Below are 14,467 nucleotides of genomic sequence, written 5' to 3' on the forward strand. Positions count from 1 at the left end.
TAGGGAGGGGACGGTCGAGCCGGAAGGGAACAGGCACGGACGGCCACAGCACCTCTACAGCGCGTACACGCGCCGCAGAGGTGCTGTGCTCCGCTCAGCGACGGGAGGCCGCGCCCCCAGGAGCGGGGACCGCGACGCCGTCCTCGGTCACGTACTTCCTGCCGTCGTCGTACTTGGTGATGGTGAACGAGTCCAGGGTCTCGCCCACCGCCTTGTCCGTGGTCGACCTGTCGTCCCACTCGGCCGCCACTCCCGACGTTGTTGCGGCTGTCGCTGCCGTCGGTGTACGAGGGCGGGACGTCGTCCGCGCCGGTGCCCCAGGAGCCCGGCCGGTCTCCCAGGGTGAAGGGGAGCACACCGCCGCGGCGGGTGAAGTCCCCGCCCAGCCAGGACCGGTCGGTGGGCGGTTGAACGAACACGGCGTGAACCGCGGTGCGCCGCATCGCAGTTCAGCCGGGCCACCGCTGCCATCGAGGCCGTGGCGCCTCGCACCGCCGTGCGGCGATGGCGTCGTGATGGGCACGCAGGGCCAGTTCCTCGTCGGACCACACCACCCCGTTGCCGTCCGGCCGGGGTTCGCCGCTCCCGTCGGTCAGCTTCGAGACGGCGAAGGTGCAGGCCGGCGCGACAGGACGGGTGACGTACCAGCCCGTCGCCGCGACGCCACGACGCCCGCGAGGACAACCCCGCGGACGACGGCAGAGAGCCCGTGCAAGCGGCGGCCGGGACCGGAGCCGTGGCGGACCACGGCCGCAACGTACTGGCGTCCGTACGGACGGACGTGCCGGTCCGCGCGGACTGGGAGCACGGACGGGCCGGTCCGCCGGGACCGGGAGCGCGGACGGGCGCTCAGGCCTTCGGGGCCACCTTGCTCAGCCCGTTGATGATGCGGTCCATCGCGTCGCCGCCCGTCGGGTCCGTCAGGTTCGCGAGCATCTTCAGCGTGAACTTCATCAGCACCGGGTGCGTCAGTCCGCGCTGCGTCGCGATCTTCATGACCTTCGGGTTGCCGATGAGCTTCACGAAGGCGCGGCCGAGCGTGTAGTAACCGCCGTAGGTGTCCTTCAGGACCTTCGGGTAGTTGTGGAGGGCGAGTTCGCGCTGGGCCGGGGTGGCCCGGGCGTGCGCCTGGACGATGACGTCCGCGGCGATCTGGCCGGACTCCATGGCGTACGCGATGCCCTCGCCGTTGAACGGGTTGACCAGGCCGCCCGCGTCGCCGACGAGCAGCAGACCGCGCGTGTAGTGGGGCTGACGGTTGAAGGCCATCGGCAGGGCGGCGCCGCGGATCGGGCCCGTCATGTTCTCGGGCACGTAACCCCAGTCCTCGGGCATCGAGGCGCACCAGGCCTTGAGGACCTCGCGCCAGTCCAGCTCCTTGAAGGACGCGGTGGTGTTGAGGACACCGAGCCCGACGTTGGACGTGCCGTCGCCCATGCCGAAGATCCAGCCGTAGCCGGGCAGCAGCCGGTCCTCGCCGGGGCCGCGGCGGTCCCACAGCTCCAGCCAGGACTCCAGGTAGTCGTCGTCGTGGCGTGGGCTGGTGAAGTACGTGCGGACCGCGACGCCCATCGGGCGGTCCTCGCGTCGGTGCAGGCCCATCGCGAGGGAGATCCGCGAGGAGTTGCCGTCGGCGGCGACCACGAGCGGGGCGTGGAAGGTGACCGGGGTCTTCTCCTCGCCGAGCTTGGCGTGCACGCCGGTGATGCGGCCGGTGCGGTCGTCGATGATCGGCTCGCCGACGTTGCAGCGCTCGTACAGCCGCGCGCCCGCCTTCTGCGCCTGCCGGGCCAGCTGCTCGTCGAAGTCGTCCCGCTTGCGTACGAGCCCGTAGTCCGGGTACGAGGCCAGCTCCGGCCAGTCCAGTTGCAGCCGTACGCCGCCGCCGATGATGCGCAGGCCCTTGTTGCGCAGCCAGCCGGCCTCTTCGGAGATGTCGATGCCCATGGCGACGAGCTGTTTGGTGGCGCGCGGGGTGAGGCCGTCGCCACAGACCTTCTCGCGCGGGAACGCGGTCTTCTCCAGGAGGAGTACGTCGAGCCCGGCCTTGGCCAGGTAGTACGCGGTCGTGGAACCGGCCGGGCCCGCGCCGACGACGATCACATCTGCGGTGTGCTCGGAGAGAGGCTCGGTCACGGCGTGGACTCCCGAAGACTCGATTTCGCGTGCTTAAAAGCACTGGACCTGTGCAGTCTATGGGGGCGTAGTGATCCACGAACCGAAGGGTTGTCCCATGAGCGAAACGCTTCCCGCCGCGCCGGTCGTGCAGTTGCGTGTGCCCACCGACGAGGACGCCCTGGCCTGGCACCGGGTCTTCGCCGACCCGGACGTGATGGAGTTCCACGGGGGAGCCCCGGCGGAGCTGTCCGTGTACGAGGAGCTGACGGCCCGGCAGCGCAGACACGACGCGGAGCGCGGCTTCTGCCTGTGGACGCTGCTGGACGCCGAGGGCGAGGTCATCGGCTTCACGGGGGCGCAGCCGTGGCCGCACGCGTGGGGTCCGACGGGCGAGATCGAGATCGGCTGGCGGCTCGCTCGCCGCGCCTGGGGCCGGGGTTACGCGACCGCGGCCGCCCGTGCCGCGCTGGAGCGGGTCAGGGCGGCGGGGGTCACGCGCGTCGTCGCGATGGTGGACGCGCGCAACGAGCGGTCGATCGCGGTGACGCGGCGGCTCGGCATGGAGCTGGCCGAGACGTTCACGACGCCGGTGTCGGAGCGGACGGGGTACTGCTTCGGCCTCACGCTGTAGGGCCTGTTCCTGCGGATCAGGGCAGCAGCACCGGCCGCCGCTCGGCCGCGACGTCCTCCACCCGGCCCGGCAGCGCCACGGCCGCACCGATCGGCACCCACACGACCGCGAACGGGAAGCAGAGGCCGTCCACCGGCAGCGCCGCCCCACCGAACGGGGGGCACTTCCCCTGCCCGCCCCTCCCCGAACGGAGGGCAAGCCCTCGGCTCCCCCAGCTCCCCGGCGACACGACCGGTACCGCGCGGTGGCGCCGCCTGTCCGTCTCGATCTCCCCCAGAGGTCCGCCTGGGGGTGCCTCCAACGGGCTCAGCGTGGCGCCCCGCCGGTGTGTGCCGATGTGCGCCTCCGCCGCGTGGGCCCCGCGCAGCGGCCCACGCCCCACCCACCCGCACCGGCACGAGCACGCCCTAGAACACCGACAGCCCCGTCAGCGTCGTGAAGCGGTCCAGCGCCGCAACCCCCGCCACCGAGTTGCCCTGGCGGTCGAGCCCCGGGCTCCAGACGCACAGCGTGCACCGGCCCGGCACGACCGCGACGATCCCGCCGCCGACGCCGCTCTTGCCGGGCAGGCCGACCCGGTAGGCGAACTCACCTGCCGCGTCGTACGTCCCGCACGTCAGCAGCACGGCGTTGATCTGCTTCGCCTCGCTGCGGCTCAGCAGCCGCGTCCCGTCGGCCCGCAGCCCGTGACTGGCCAGAAAGCGCGCCGCGAGCGCCAGATCGGCGCAGCTCATCTCGATCGAGCACTGCCAGAAGTAGTCCTCGAGGAGTGTCGGGACGGGGTTGGCGATGGTCCCGTACGAGGCCATGAAGTGGGCCAGCGCCGCATTGCGGTCGCCGTGTTCCGCCTCGGACTCGGCGACCTCAGGGTCGAAGGCGACGTCCGGGTTGCCGCTCTCCGCCCGCAGGAACTCCAGGAGTTCACTGCTCGCATCGCCTGTCAGGGTGAGCAGTCGGTCGGTGACGACGAGCGCGCCCGCGTTGATGAACGGATTGCGCGGGATGCCGTGCTCGTACTCCAGCTGGACGAGCGAGTTGAACGGGTTGCCGGACGGCTCACGTCCCACCCGCTCCCACAGGTCGTGGCCGCCGAGGGAGAGCGCGAGCGCGAGGGCGAAGAGCTTGGTGACGGACTGGGTGGAGAAGGGGTGCTCCCAGTCGCCGGTTCCGTACACCTTGCCGTCGAGGTCGGCGAGGGCGATGCCGAAGCGGTTCGGGTCGACGGAGGCGAGGGCCGGGATGTACTCGGCGAGGGTCCCGCTGCCGACCAGCGGGGCCACGTCCGCCGCGACCTGCTCCAGCAGTGCCTGGTAGTCCATGGGCGTGCGCCGGGCCGGGTCCTACTGGGGCTTGGTGCCGCGGTGCAGTGCCACGATCCCGCCGCTCAGGTTCCGCCACGCCACCTTCGACCAGCCGGCCTTCTGCAGCAGCCCGGCGAGCTCGGCCTGCTCGGGCCACGTCTGGATCGACTCGGCGAGATAGACGTACGCGTCCGGGTTGGACGACACCGCGCGGGCCACGGGCGGCAGCGCCCGCATCAGGTACTCCTCGTACACGGTCCGGAACGGCGTCCAGGTCGGGTGCGAGAACTCGCAGATCACGACGCGTCCGCCCGGCTTGGTCACCCGGTGCAGCTCGCGCAGCGCCTGGTCCGTGTCGTGCACGTTGCGCAGGCCGAAGGAGATGGTGACGGCGTCGAAGACGTCGTCCCGGAACGGCAGTTTCGTCGCGTCGCCCGCGGTCAGCGGCAGCCACGGGTGCCGCTTCTTGCCCTCGCGCAGCATCCCGAGCGAGAAGTCGCAGGGCACGACGTACGCGCCGGTGCGGGTGAACGGCAGTGAGGACGTGCCGGTACCGGCGGCGAGGTCGAGGATCTTCTGGGCGGGGCGCGCGTCGACCGCCTTGGCGACCTCCTTGCGCCAGCGCCGGTCCTGGCCGAGCGAGAGCACGTCGTTGGTGAGGTCGTAGTTCGCCGCCACACCATCGAACATGGAGGCGACTTCGTGCGGCTGCTTGTCCAGGGAGGCTCGGGTCACGCCCCCCATTGTGCCGCTCGCCCCCGGCCGGAGCGCGGGCAGGGCACGCTGGACGCGCGGAGGGACTCAGCGGCGGCGGTGGACCAGCCGTCCGCCGAGGACGGTCGCGACGCACGTACCGGCGCCGCGCTCCAGCAGGGCCGTCTCGTCGGCCACGTCGAAGGCGGCCAGGTCGGCGCGTCCGCCGACGGTCAGCGGGGCGTGCACCGAGCCGGCCAGGTCGAGGCCCGCGACGAGCGGATCGAGGTTCGGCCCGGAGAACAGGAATCCGGGAGCGCCCACGGCGGCCACGACGGTGAGTCCGGAGCGGTCCACCGCCGACCGCACGGTGTCCGGGAAGCTCCCGGCGACCGCCGTCGTGCCGTGCGCCAGCATCCGCTGCAGCCCACGCCGCACACTGCCCGCCATACGGGCTGCGTCGAGCTCCAGCGCGTCGAAGGCCTCGCCCGTGATCGGCTCGGTGCCCAGCTCGTCCGCCTCGCGCGGGTCCGGGTGGTAGACCCGCGTGAGCAGCCACCGGCCGTTCCACTGCCGGAGCCCCGGCGTGATCACGCCGGGCCAGCGCCGCACCCGCGCCCCGGGCCGGGCGGCCAGCACGTCCTCGTACGGGCCGACGGCCACGATCCGGTCGCCGTCGACGGCCACCGCGCCGTCCACAAGGGCCGCCGCGCCCACCGGAAGGACCAGGGGCGCGGCATGAACGGTCAGCATGAGGGGTTCAGTTGGCGCTCAGCAGCTTCAGTTCCGGATGCGCCGTGCCGCCCTCGATCGCCGTCGAGGAGATGTGCGAGGCGACCCGCTCGTCGACCGGGTCGTTCGCCGGGTCGTCGTGGACGACGATGTGCTCGTACGTCGTCGCCCGCTGCGCCGGGACGCGGCCCGCCCTGCGGATCAGGTCGATGATCTCCTGACGGTTGGAGCGGTGCTTGGCACCGGCCGAGGAGACGACGTTCTCCTCCAGCATGATCGAGCCGAGGTCGTCCGCGCCGTAGTGCAGCGAAAGCTGGCCGACCTCCTTGCCCGTGGTCAGCCACGAGCCCTGGATGTGGGCGACGTTGTCGAAGAAGAGCCGGGCGATCGCGATCATCCGCAGGTACTCGAAGATCGTGGCTTGCGTACGGCCCTTGAGGTGGTTGTTCTCGGGCTGGTACGTGTACGGGATGAAGGCCCGGAAGCCACCCGTCCGGTCCTGCACGTCGCGGATCATCCGCATGTGCTCGATGCGCTCGGCGTTGGTCTCGCCCGTGCCCATCAGCATCGTGGACGTCGACTCCACGCCCAGTCGGTGCGCGGTCTCCATGATCTCCAGCCAGCGCTCGCCGGACTCCTTCAGCGGCGCGATCGCCTTGCGTGGCCGCTCGGGCAGCAGCTCGGCACCGGCGCCGGCGAAGGAGTCGAGACCGGCGGCGTGGATGCGGGAGATCGCCTCCTCGACGGAGACGCCGGAGATGCGGGCCATGTGCTCGACCTCGGAGGCGCCGAGGGAGTGGATGACCAGCTGCGGGAACTCCTTCTTGATGGCGGCGAAGTGCTTCTCGTAGTACTCGACGCCGTAGTCCGGGTGGTGGCCGCCCTGGAACATGATCTGGGTGCCGCCCAGCTCGACCGTCTCGGCGCAGCGGCGCAGGATGTCGTCGAGGTCGCGGGTCCAGCCCTTCGCGGTGTCCTTCGGCGCGGCGTAGAAGGCGCAGAACTTGCAGGCCGTGACGCACACGTTGGTGTAGTTGATGTTGCGCTCGATGATGTACGTCGCGATGTGCTCCGTACCGGCGTAGCGGCGGCGGCGCACGGCGTCGGCCGCGGAGCCCAGCGCGTGCAGCGGCGCGGACCGGTACAGGTCGAGCGCCTCTTCGGCGGTGATCCGTCCGCCCTCGGCGGCACGGTCCAGGACGGACTGAAGGTCGGCCTTCTCGGTCACCGGGAGTCACCTTTCGGCGGGGTCTGGACGGTCCGAAACAGCCTACGCCAGCGATTTCGCTCGGCTTCCGGCACACCCTCCGCCGCAGATGCCCCGGACTCGGCGCCGCCCCGCCTCAGCGCTGCTTCGCCAGATCGCCGGTCGGCTTTCCGGCTCGCGCGTCGGCGGAGACGTACCGCAGAGCGCCGCCGCTCAGTTCGAGCCGGAGGCCCTTCGTGCTCTCCGTGCACATGCCCTGACTGCGCGGGCCGCGTCTGGCGTCGACGACCAGGGTCTTCGCGTCGGCACGGGTGGCGGTGAGCAGGTCCTCGCAGATGAAGTTGCCGAGGATGTCGGTCTGTTCGGCCTTGCCGATCTGCTCGCCGGTGCGGCCGGGTCCGATGGTGACCTTCATGGTGCCGGCGGGGAGACCGGACGCGGTGATCGTCCCCTCCCAGGTCCCGATGAACGTCTCCGGTACGTCATCCTCCTGAGGCGCTCCGCCGTCCGCGGAGGCGCTGGACGACGACGCGGGCGGCTCCGCCATGGCGTCGGACTTGTTGCCGCCGCCCGGGAAGAGGTCGAAGAGGATGCCCGCGCCGACCGTCACCGTGGCCAGCGCGCCGGCCACGGCGAGCGCGACCGTGCAGCTCACCCTGCGGCCGCCGCCGGGGCGGTGGCGTTCCGTGCTGGTGGTGACGGAGACGGAGAGGCGGCCGTCGGGGGCGCCCTGTGCCGGAACCGCATCGGTCACGGGCGGCGGGGCCGGTGGCACGGACGGCAGCGAGGAGGACGACGGCAGTGACGAGGGCAGTGACGAGGGATCGACCGGGGGGCCGAACTCACCCAGCGCATGGCTGGTGAACGGCACCGGCCCCGACCCCGCGTCCCGCCGGGCCGGTTCCAGGTCGAGGAGCCGTACCGCTGCCCGGCTGACCTGTTCCACCAGCGGCCCAGGCAGCCAGCCGCCCGCCACCAGCGCACCCGGGCCGCCCGGTGCGAGCCGGCGGGCGACGTCCTCGGGGGCCGGGCGTGCGGACGGGTCCTTGGCCAGGCAGTCGGCGACGAGCTCCCGCAGCTCCCCCGTCAGTGCGCCCAGCTCGGGCTCCTCATGGACGACCTTGTAGAGGAGCGCGGCCGACGAGTCGCCGGGGAAGGGCGCCGTGCCGGTCGCGGCGTACGCGAGGACCGCGCCCAGTGAGAAGACGTCGGCCGCTCCCGTGACCGCACCGCTGCCGACGATCTGCTCGGGTGCCATGTACCCGGGTGAGCCGACGGAGACACCGGTCGTGGTGAGCGAGGCGGTGCCGTCCGTCGCGCGGGCGATGCCGAAGTCGATGAGACGTGGGCCGTCCAGCGTGAGCAGCACGTTCGAGGGCTTGACGTCGCGGTGGACCAGGTCGAGCGCGTGGACGGCGGCCAGCGCCTCCGCGAGGCCCGCGCCCAGCGTCCGTACGGTCTGCTCGGGCAACGGCCCGTGGTCCGTGACCGCCTGTCCCAGCGACGGCCCGGCCACATAGCCGGTCGCCACCCACGGAACGGGCGCGTCCGGGTCCGCGTCCAGTACCGGAGCCGTCCAGGCGCCGCCCACCCGCCGCGCTGCCGCGACCTCGCGGCGGAACCGCTCCCGGAACTGCTCGTCGAGCGCGAAGTGCGGATGGACGATCTTGACCGCGACGGTACGGCCGCCCTCGGAGCGGGCCAGGTACACCCGCCCCATGCCGCCCGCGCCGAGCCTGCCGAGCAGCCGGTACGCACCGATGGTCTGCGGCTCGCCCGCTTCCAGCGGCTGCATGTGCTCCCCCGATTCGGCTTTCGCCCGACTCCGCGATGTCCGTCCGGGACAGCGTAGAACGCGGGGTGGGCCGGATCACGGGGATTGGGCCCGTCCCCGGATCAACCGATCGGCCGTGGCCCTCATCTCCCTGGGCGTAAATGCCACCCCTTGCCCATAAAACGGCAGAAGCCTCGGAGTTCACGATGAATCGCCGCCGTCTGCGCCTGTCCAAGGTCCTCGTGGCCGCCGTCGCCCTCGGCTCGGTCGCGCTCGTCGCGGGCTGCTCGGACGGGGGGAACCCGGTCTCCTTCGACGGCCCGTCGGCGCAGCCGCCCGCGACCGGGGCCGCGACCGGGGCGTCGTCGGGCGGCAAGGCGGCCTCGCGGGCAGCCGCCGAGGCCGCGGCCAAGACCCGGATGCCGACCGGCCCGAAGGCCGAGTTCACCACCCAGAACACCATCGACGACGGGACCAGGATCGGCGTCACGACGCTGCACGGCACGAAGTCCGGCTTCACCGGAAAGGTCTGGGTCTGGGCCCCGAAGCAGTACTTCGACCCCGCGTACGCGCGCAGCGGATTCCCCGTGCTCATCGCGCTCCCCGGCGGCAACGGATATCCGAACAATTACTGGATGGGCACCGACCTGAAGCTGCAGAGCAGCATCAGCCGGTGGGCACAGGAAGAAAAGAGCCTTCCGTTCATAGTCTTGATGCCCGTACTCAACCCGGACGACAGGTATTACTACGACGGCAGCGATATTCCGGGGCAGCCGAAAATGGGCACCTGGATGACCGAGGACGTCCCCGATTTCGTCAAGGCCAATTTTCGTACGTTCACCTCACGCGACGGCTGGGCCTTCATGGGATCGTCCTCCGGCGGCTTCGTGGGGCTGAAGTCGGTGCTGCAGCACCCCGACAGGTTCAAGGCGGTCATCGCCTCCGGCCCGGACACCGTGCCCGACTCCCCGCTGTGGGCGGGACACCCCGCCGAACAGCAGGCGAACAACCCCGAGAAGCTCGCCGACGTCCTCGGCGCCAGGCCGGACACCAAGGACAACCGGGTTTATCTGGCCTTCCAGATCGGCACGAGGGAGTCCGGGATGAGGAACCTGAAGTCCTTCATCCGCGCACACACCAAAGGCCCGGTCAAGACGCGGCTGCAGGTCGTCCAGGGCGGCGAGCACAACGCCAGGACCTATGTGCAGGGCATGGAGGACGGGTCGATCCAGTGGATCAGCCGGCACATGCAGGCGCCCGTCCCCACTCCCTGATCCACGGGTCGGCCCGGGTCAGAGGTCGAGCAGCTCGACCCGTACGTCCGCCGGGAAGCCGGTCGTCGGCCCGGTCCTGCGCGCGAACTCCCGTACGCCGGCGAGCTGCTCCGGACCGAAGCGGAAGTCGAGCGTGGTGAAGTACCGCTCCAGCAGCTCGGCGTCGAAGCTCTCCCAGCGCGACGCCTGCTCGGCGACCTTCTTGACCTCTTCCAGGGACAGATCGCGCGAGGCCAGGAACGCCTCGTGGACCTTCCGCACGACACCGGGCTCGCGCGCGAGGTAGTCCTTGCGCGCCGCCCACACCGCGAAGACGAACGGCAGCCCGGTCCAGTCCTTCCACATCTGGCCCAGGTCGTGGACCCGCAGGCCGAGGCGCGGCGCGTCGTGCAGCGAGGCGCGCAGGGCCGCGTCCCCGATCAGTACGGCCGCCTCCGCCTCCTGCATCATCACGCCCAGGTCGGGCGGGCAGGTGTAGTAGTCGGGCGTCACGCCGTACTGCTCGGAGAGGATCAGCTGCGCGAGCCGCACCGAGGTGCGCGAGGTGGAGCCCAAGGCGACCCGCGCACCGCCGAGCTGCTCCAGCGGCAGCTGCGACACGATGACGCACGACATCACGGGCCCGTCGCAGCCGACCGCGAGATCGGGGAAGGCGACGAGGCCTTCGGCGTTGCGGAGGTATTCGACGAGGGTGATGGGGCCGATGTCGAGGTCGCCGCGCACCAGCTGCTCGGAGAGCTTCTCCGGGGTGTCCTTCGTGAGCTCGAGATCGAGCAGGGTCCCGGTGCGAGCCAGACCCCAGTAGAGGGGCAGGCAGTTCAGGAACTGGATGTGACCGACGCGCGGCCGACTGCGACGGTCGTCGTCGTCGGCGGCGTACTCCGCGGGTTCCGCGGGCTCTGCATGACTGTCCACATCGTGAGGCTAGACCTCCGGACCGCGGCGGGAATGGCCGGGTCGGCCGCGCCACAACACCCGGATGACCGTCAGCATGTCAAGCCGGCATCAAACATCCGGGTGAAGTGATCTTTCCCTCTATCGCTCCCAACACCCTGCGTGCTACGCTCGACGCAAGTTGCAGTTTGGTTTCCCTTGCAGTACAGAGCCTGCGGAGCATGTGACCCGCAGGCTTTTGTAGTTTTCAGACTTGTTTGCAGGTTCTGGAGCAGGGCAACCCTTTGGCCCAAGGAGGGCTTATGGCTACCGGAACCGTCAAGTGGTTCAACGCTGAAAAGGGCTTCGGCTTCATCGCCCAGGACGGCGGCGGCCCGGATGTCTTCGTCCACTACTCCGCGATCAACGCGACCGGCTTCCGCTCCCTCGAGGAGAACCAGGTCGTGAACTTCGACGTCACCCAGGGCCCGAAGGGCCCGCAGGCGGAGAACGTCACCCCGGCCTGAGTTGCCCGGGTCGGCGATCGCGCACGACTTAGCAGTACCCAAGGAGCCCTGCTCCGTACAGAACGTACGGAGCAGGGTTCCTGCCTTTCCCGGCCGGGACCCGAGTGTCCTGCGGGACCGTGATGCCCCGGCACCCGTCAGGCCGGGACCGCCGCCGGGTCCCGGCCGAGGCGCGGCACGAAGGCCAGGAGCCGCCGGGTGTACGGATGCTGCGGCGCGGCGAGCACCTCGGCGGTCCGCCCCTGCTCCATGGCCCGGCCGCCCCGCATGACAGCGGAGTCGCTCACCGGGCTGGTGATCGCCGACGTCCTGCTCCTCGCCCTCACCGCGCTGGAAGAGACCCGGGCGGTGGAGTCCTCCCACCATCTGACGGCCCTGCGGGAGCAGTTGCTCGACCCGAGACGGAAGTGAGCACCGGGAATCGGGACGGCCACGGCTCGGGTGGCTACAGCTCCCGGAACATGATGCTCAGCCCGACCGGCCCGTGCTCAGGATGCCGGAACGCCCCCGGGACCGTCCCCAGGGTCCGGAAGCCCAGGGACTCCCACAGCTTCAGCGCCGGGTTCGTCTCCACGACCGCGTTGAAGACCATGCCGGTGTAGCCGTCCCGACGCGCCTGGTCGAGCACGTGCTCGGCCAGGCGCCGGCCGAGGCCGCGGCCCGCCCGGTCCGGGTCGACCATGAAGCCCGCGTTCGCGATGTGTGCGGCCGGGCCGCCGTAGTTGGGGCGTACGTACGCCGTGGCGACCAGCGCGCCGTCCTCGTCCTCGACGACGAAGACGTGGTTCGCGGGTGCCATCCACAGCTCGCGGGCGTCGGGCTCGGGGGTGTCGGGGTCCCAGGCGTAGGTGTCCCCGGCGGACACGATCCGGTGCCAGAACGGCCAGATCCGGTCCCAGTCCTCGGCAGTCGCGTCTCTGATCAGCACACTCCGAGTGTCCCAGAGGCCTCACCGACCGTCTCATGCGCCCGTACCCTGGAACGCATGACCGAGCGCAAGCCCCCGGGTGTCGGCTTCGAGTCGTGGGTCGACAGGCAGATCCGTGACGCGAACCGACGCGGTGACTTCAAGGACCTGCCCGGCTTCGGGAAGCCCCTGCCCGACGACAGGGCGCCCTACGACGAGCTCTGGTGGGTCAAGGGCAAGATGCACGAGGAGGGCATCGCCGTGCTGCCGCCGGCCCTCGCCCTGCGCAAGGAGGCCGAGGACGCCCTGGAGAAGGCCTACTCGGCGCCCTCGGAGACCGCGGTGCGCCGCATCGTCACGGAGATCAACGAGAAGATCACCAAGATGCTCCTCATGCCGCCCCCGGGCCCGCCGCTCGGCAAGAAGCCGTACGACGTCGAGGAAGTCCTGCGGGACTGGCGGCTCAGGCGCGGCTGAAGCCCCGGGCGCGGCCGAGGCGGTAGCGCGGGCGCGTGACGCGGAGGCCGCCGACGGCCGTGAGGGTGAAATCCGTTACGCCGAAGCCGAGTTCAGGGCGTCCGTGCTCCTGCCCGGCACGGTGGAGCACGCGGCGGACGACGAGGGCGCCTTCGAGTTGCGGAACCCGCGGAACCGGCGACGCGTCCACCTCACCGGCCGGACGGCGTCCACCGCTCGCCCCGCATGAGATTGCCCAGGCCCTCCCAGGCGAAGTTCATCAGCGTCGCCGCGGCCTCCTTCGCGGAGACGCCGGGCGTCTCGTTCGCCCACCCGGCGAGCGACTCGGCCGCGCCCACCAGCGCCTGGGCGAGCCCTGCCACATCGCGGTCGGCGAGCTCCCCGCCCCCGTGGGCCTCGCGCGCCGCCGCCCCGATGAGCCCGGTCACGAACGCCACGATCTCGTCCCGCATCACCGCCACCTCCGCGGCGAACGGCTCCCCGTGCGTACGCGCCTGCCGGTGCAGCACCGCCCACGCGTCCGGGTGCTCGGCGGTGTGCCGGAAGAACGCCGCGAGACCCTCCCACAGCTGCCGGTCCGCCGGGAGCCCCGGCTCCACGGCGGCTCGCACCGCCTCGATCAGCGCCGCGGCCTCGCGCCGGATGCAGGCGGTGAACAGCTCCTCCTTGGAGTTCAGATAGAGATAGACCAGCGGCTTGGACACCCCGGCCAGCTCGGCGATCTCGTCCATGGACGCCGCCCGGTACCCGCGCTGCCCGAATGTGTGCACCGCGGCGTCCAGCATCTGCTGCTCCCGCACGGCACGCGGCATCCGCTTGCCGCTCCTTCCGGCACCCACAGCGACCATTCCGGCTTTCCTCCCGCCCCGCGGTCCTACCCCGCGGCAAGCCTACGGCCCGTCGGCAGCCGGGTCGGTCCGTGAGGGGCCCGCCCCGGCCCCTCGCAGACCGGTGCCCCGGATCGCGCTCGATCCGGGGCACCGGTGAACTACGGGGCGGCTCAGGCGTTGGGGCGCTTGCCGTGATTCGCCTTCTTCTTCTTGCGGGCACGCCGCTTGCTGCCTCGCTTGGACATGGCCAGATCTCCCTGTTTCAGGACTTATCCATGGCCTCGTCAGTCTAGTTTCGGCCCATCGGGACCGCACCACGACCGCCGCCGACCGGCTTGACGGCGCGCACGACGGCGGAGTGCATGCCGTCCGCGACTCCATGGGTCGGCGTGATCTCGATGTCGGTGAACCCGGCGGCCCGCAGGCCCTCGCGGTACTCGGCGAACGAGAGGGCTCCCGCGACACAGCCGACGTGGTCACCGCGCTCGGCACGCTGCTCGGGCGAGAGACCGTCGTCGGCGACGACGTCGGTGACGCCGAGCCGGCCACCGGGGACCAGCACGCGGAAGGCCTCCGCGAAAACGGCCGACTTGTCCGTGGACAGGTTGATGACGCAGTTGGAGATGACGACGTCGATCGTGTTCGCGGGCAGCGGGACGGCCTCGATGGTCCCCTTGAGGAACTCGACGTTGGTGGCACCGGCCTTCCGCCGGTTGGCCAGGGCGAGGGCGAGCATCTCCTCGGTCATGTCCAGCCCGTACACCGTGCCGGCCGGACCGACACGGCGCGCGGAGAGCAGGACGTCGATGCCGCCGCCGGAGCCCAGATCCAGGACCCGCTCGCCCTCGTGGAGGTCGGCGACGGCGAGCGGGTTGCCGCAGCCGAGCGAGGCGGCGACGGCTTCGACAGGCAGCAGGTCGCGCTCGTCGGCCGCGTAGAGCGCCGATCCGAAACCCTTCCCGACCTCGACGGGCTCGGCCCCGCAACATGCGACCCCGCCCTCGGTCAACTGCACCGCAGCGGCCGCGTACCGCCGGCGGACGGTCTCGCGCAGATTCACGGGCTGCTCGCTCATGACCTCGACCCACCTCCGGGACGACGCATCGATGTTTCTCGAAACAAG

Annotated in this window: 18 protein-coding genes; 5 read left to right on the forward strand and 13 right to left on the reverse strand. The window is 71.2% G+C overall.

Going from position 1 to position 14,467, the window contains the following annotated elements; genetic code table 11:
- Positions 1–94 precede the first annotated feature (94 nt).
- Together ABT078_RS12630 and ABT078_RS12635 are read right to left on the reverse strand one after the other, a co-directional pair.
- The gene (locus ABT078_RS12630) at positions 95–250 is read right to left on the reverse strand and encodes a hypothetical protein (RefSeq protein WP_351226735.1); all 156 of its coding nucleotides are present in this window, start codon (positions 248–250) and stop codon (positions 95–97) included.
- A gap of 599 nt (positions 251–849) precedes the next feature.
- Positions 850–2,136 (reverse strand): geranylgeranyl reductase family protein, encoded by a 1,287-nt coding sequence (locus tag ABT078_RS12635; RefSeq protein ID WP_351226737.1) that lies wholly within the window; start codon positions 2,134–2,136, stop codon positions 850–852.
- 97 nt (positions 2,137–2,233) lie between these two features.
- Here ABT078_RS12635 and ABT078_RS12640 point away from each other — a divergent pair, with 97 nt between their 5' ends.
- Positions 2,234–2,749, forward strand: coding sequence for a GNAT family N-acetyltransferase (locus tag ABT078_RS12640; protein ID WP_351226739.1), 516 nt, complete (start codon positions 2,234–2,236; stop codon positions 2,747–2,749).
- Positions 2,750–3,156: 407 nt separating this feature from the next.
- On the opposite strand, the gene ABT078_RS12645 is transcribed toward ABT078_RS12640, so the two are convergent.
- From ABT078_RS12645 to ABT078_RS12665, 5 genes are all read right to left on the reverse strand, one after another.
- Entirely contained in the window at positions 3,157–4,068 is a 912-nt protein-coding gene (locus ABT078_RS12645; protein WP_351226741.1) for a glutaminase, read from the reverse strand.
- Between the two features lie 21 nt (positions 4,069–4,089).
- A complete protein-coding gene (locus tag ABT078_RS12650; protein ID WP_351226743.1) occupies positions 4,090–4,785 on the reverse strand; it encodes a demethylmenaquinone methyltransferase in 696 nt (231 codons plus the stop codon).
- 66 nt (positions 4,786–4,851) lie between these two features.
- Positions 4,852–5,496 (reverse strand): amidohydrolase family protein, encoded by a 645-nt coding sequence (locus ABT078_RS12655; protein ID WP_351226745.1) that lies wholly within the window; start codon positions 5,494–5,496, stop codon positions 4,852–4,854.
- A 7-nt stretch (positions 5,497–5,503) separates the two neighbouring features.
- Entirely contained in the window at positions 5,504–6,703 is a 1,200-nt protein-coding gene (gene mqnC / locus ABT078_RS12660) for a cyclic dehypoxanthinyl futalosine synthase (RefSeq protein WP_351226747.1), read from the reverse strand.
- A 115-nt stretch (positions 6,704–6,818) separates the two neighbouring features.
- Positions 6,819–8,477 (reverse strand): serine/threonine-protein kinase, encoded by a 1,659-nt coding sequence (locus tag ABT078_RS12665; protein WP_351226749.1) that lies wholly within the window; start codon positions 8,475–8,477, stop codon positions 6,819–6,821.
- A 185-nt stretch (positions 8,478–8,662) separates the two neighbouring features.
- Between ABT078_RS12665 and ABT078_RS12670 the strand changes: the two genes are divergently transcribed.
- Positions 8,663–9,730 carry an alpha/beta hydrolase gene (locus ABT078_RS12670; protein ID WP_351226751.1) on the forward strand — a complete coding sequence of 356 codons (1,068 nt, stop codon included), beginning with the start codon at positions 8,663–8,665 and terminating at the stop codon, positions 9,728–9,730.
- An 18-nt stretch (positions 9,731–9,748) separates the two neighbouring features.
- On the opposite strand, the gene ABT078_RS12675 is transcribed toward ABT078_RS12670, so the two are convergent.
- The gene (locus ABT078_RS12675; RefSeq protein WP_351226753.1) at positions 9,749–10,645 is read right to left on the reverse strand and encodes a menaquinone biosynthetic enzyme MqnA/MqnD family protein; all 897 of its coding nucleotides are present in this window, start codon (positions 10,643–10,645) and stop codon (positions 9,749–9,751) included.
- 281 nt (positions 10,646–10,926) lie between these two features.
- On the opposite strand from ABT078_RS12675, the gene ABT078_RS12680 reads away from it, so the two are divergent.
- Positions 10,927–11,130 carry a cold-shock protein gene (locus ABT078_RS12680; RefSeq protein WP_017948713.1) on the forward strand — a complete coding sequence of 68 codons (204 nt, stop codon included), beginning with the start codon at positions 10,927–10,929 and terminating at the stop codon, positions 11,128–11,130.
- A 137-nt stretch (positions 11,131–11,267) separates the two neighbouring features.
- Here the strand turns inward: ABT078_RS12680 and ABT078_RS12685 are convergent, their stop codons facing one another.
- A complete protein-coding gene (locus ABT078_RS12685; protein ID WP_502981207.1) occupies positions 11,268–11,417 on the reverse strand; it encodes an ABC transporter ATP-binding protein in 150 nt (49 codons plus the stop codon).
- On the opposite strand from ABT078_RS12685, the gene ABT078_RS12690 reads away from it, so the two are divergent.
- Entirely contained in the window at positions 11,398–11,541 is a 144-nt protein-coding gene (locus ABT078_RS12690; protein WP_502981208.1) for a hypothetical protein, read from the forward strand. The genes ABT078_RS12685 and ABT078_RS12690 overlap by 20 nt on opposite strands.
- Positions 11,542–11,575: 34 nt before the next feature.
- Here ABT078_RS12690 and ABT078_RS12695 read toward each other — a convergent pair whose 3' ends face one another.
- On the reverse strand, positions 11,576–12,058 hold the full coding sequence (locus tag ABT078_RS12695) for a GNAT family N-acetyltransferase (protein ID WP_351226756.1): 483 nt from the start codon (positions 12,056–12,058) through the stop codon (positions 11,576–11,578).
- A gap of 57 nt (positions 12,059–12,115) precedes the next feature.
- Here ABT078_RS12695 and ABT078_RS12700 point away from each other — a divergent pair, with 57 nt between their 5' ends.
- Entirely contained in the window at positions 12,116–12,514 is a 399-nt protein-coding gene (locus tag ABT078_RS12700; protein ID WP_351226758.1) for a DnaJ family domain-containing protein, read from the forward strand.
- 191 nt (positions 12,515–12,705) lie between these two features.
- On the opposite strand, the gene ABT078_RS12705 is transcribed toward ABT078_RS12700, so the two are convergent.
- The 3 genes from ABT078_RS12705 to arsM all read right to left on the reverse strand — a co-directional run bounded on the left by ABT078_RS12705 (position 12,706) and on the right by arsM (position 14,419).
- A complete protein-coding gene (locus ABT078_RS12705) occupies positions 12,706–13,326 on the reverse strand; it encodes a TetR/AcrR family transcriptional regulator (RefSeq protein ID WP_351226760.1) in 621 nt (206 codons plus the stop codon).
- 188 nt (positions 13,327–13,514) lie between these two features.
- Complete coding sequence (locus ABT078_RS42655) at positions 13,515–13,589, reverse strand: 50S ribosomal protein bL37 (protein ID WP_451077016.1); 75 nt, start codon at positions 13,587–13,589, stop codon at positions 13,515–13,517.
- Between the two features lie 44 nt (positions 13,590–13,633).
- A complete protein-coding gene (arsM, locus tag ABT078_RS12710) occupies positions 13,634–14,419 on the reverse strand; it encodes an arsenite methyltransferase (RefSeq protein ID WP_351226762.1) in 786 nt (261 codons plus the stop codon).
- Positions 14,420–14,467 lie beyond the last annotated feature (48 nt).

The organism is Streptomyces sp. NPDC002133 (assembly GCF_040296405.1).
GTDB lineage: Bacteria > Actinomycetota > Actinomycetes > Streptomycetales > Streptomycetaceae > Streptomyces.

What these genes read in the sequence shown, in the direction of transcription:
- ABT078_RS12640 (WP_351226739.1), top strand. Translation starts at nt 2,234, where the DNA reads ATGAGCGAAACGCTTCCCGCCGCGCCGGTCGTGCAGTTGCGTGTGCCC.
- ABT078_RS12645 (WP_351226741.1), bottom strand. Translation starts at nt 4,068, where the DNA reads ATGGACTACCAGGCACTGCTGGAGCAGGTCGCGGCGGACGTGGCCCCG.
- ABT078_RS12655 (WP_351226745.1), bottom strand. Translation starts at nt 5,496, where the DNA reads ATGCTGACCGTTCATGCCGCGCCCCTGGTCCTTCCGGTGGGCGCGGCG.
- ABT078_RS12665 (WP_351226749.1), bottom strand. Translation starts at nt 8,477, where the DNA reads ATGCAGCCGCTGGAAGCGGGCGAGCCGCAGACCATCGGTGCGTACCGG.
- ABT078_RS12670 (WP_351226751.1), top strand. Translation starts at nt 8,663, where the DNA reads ATGAATCGCCGCCGTCTGCGCCTGTCCAAGGTCCTCGTGGCCGCCGTC.
- ABT078_RS12680 (WP_017948713.1), top strand. Translation starts at nt 10,927, where the DNA reads ATGGCTACCGGAACCGTCAAGTGGTTCAACGCTGAAAAGGGCTTCGGC.
- ABT078_RS12690 (WP_502981208.1), top strand. Translation starts at nt 11,398, where the DNA reads ATGACAGCGGAGTCGCTCACCGGGCTGGTGATCGCCGACGTCCTGCTC.
- ABT078_RS12700 (WP_351226758.1), top strand. Translation starts at nt 12,116, where the DNA reads ATGACCGAGCGCAAGCCCCCGGGTGTCGGCTTCGAGTCGTGGGTCGAC.
- ABT078_RS12705 (WP_351226760.1), bottom strand. Translation starts at nt 13,326, where the DNA reads ATGCCGCGTGCCGTGCGGGAGCAGCAGATGCTGGACGCCGCGGTGCAC.
- arsM (WP_351226762.1), bottom strand. Translation starts at nt 14,419, where the DNA reads ATGAGCGAGCAGCCCGTGAATCTGCGCGAGACCGTCCGCCGGCGGTAC.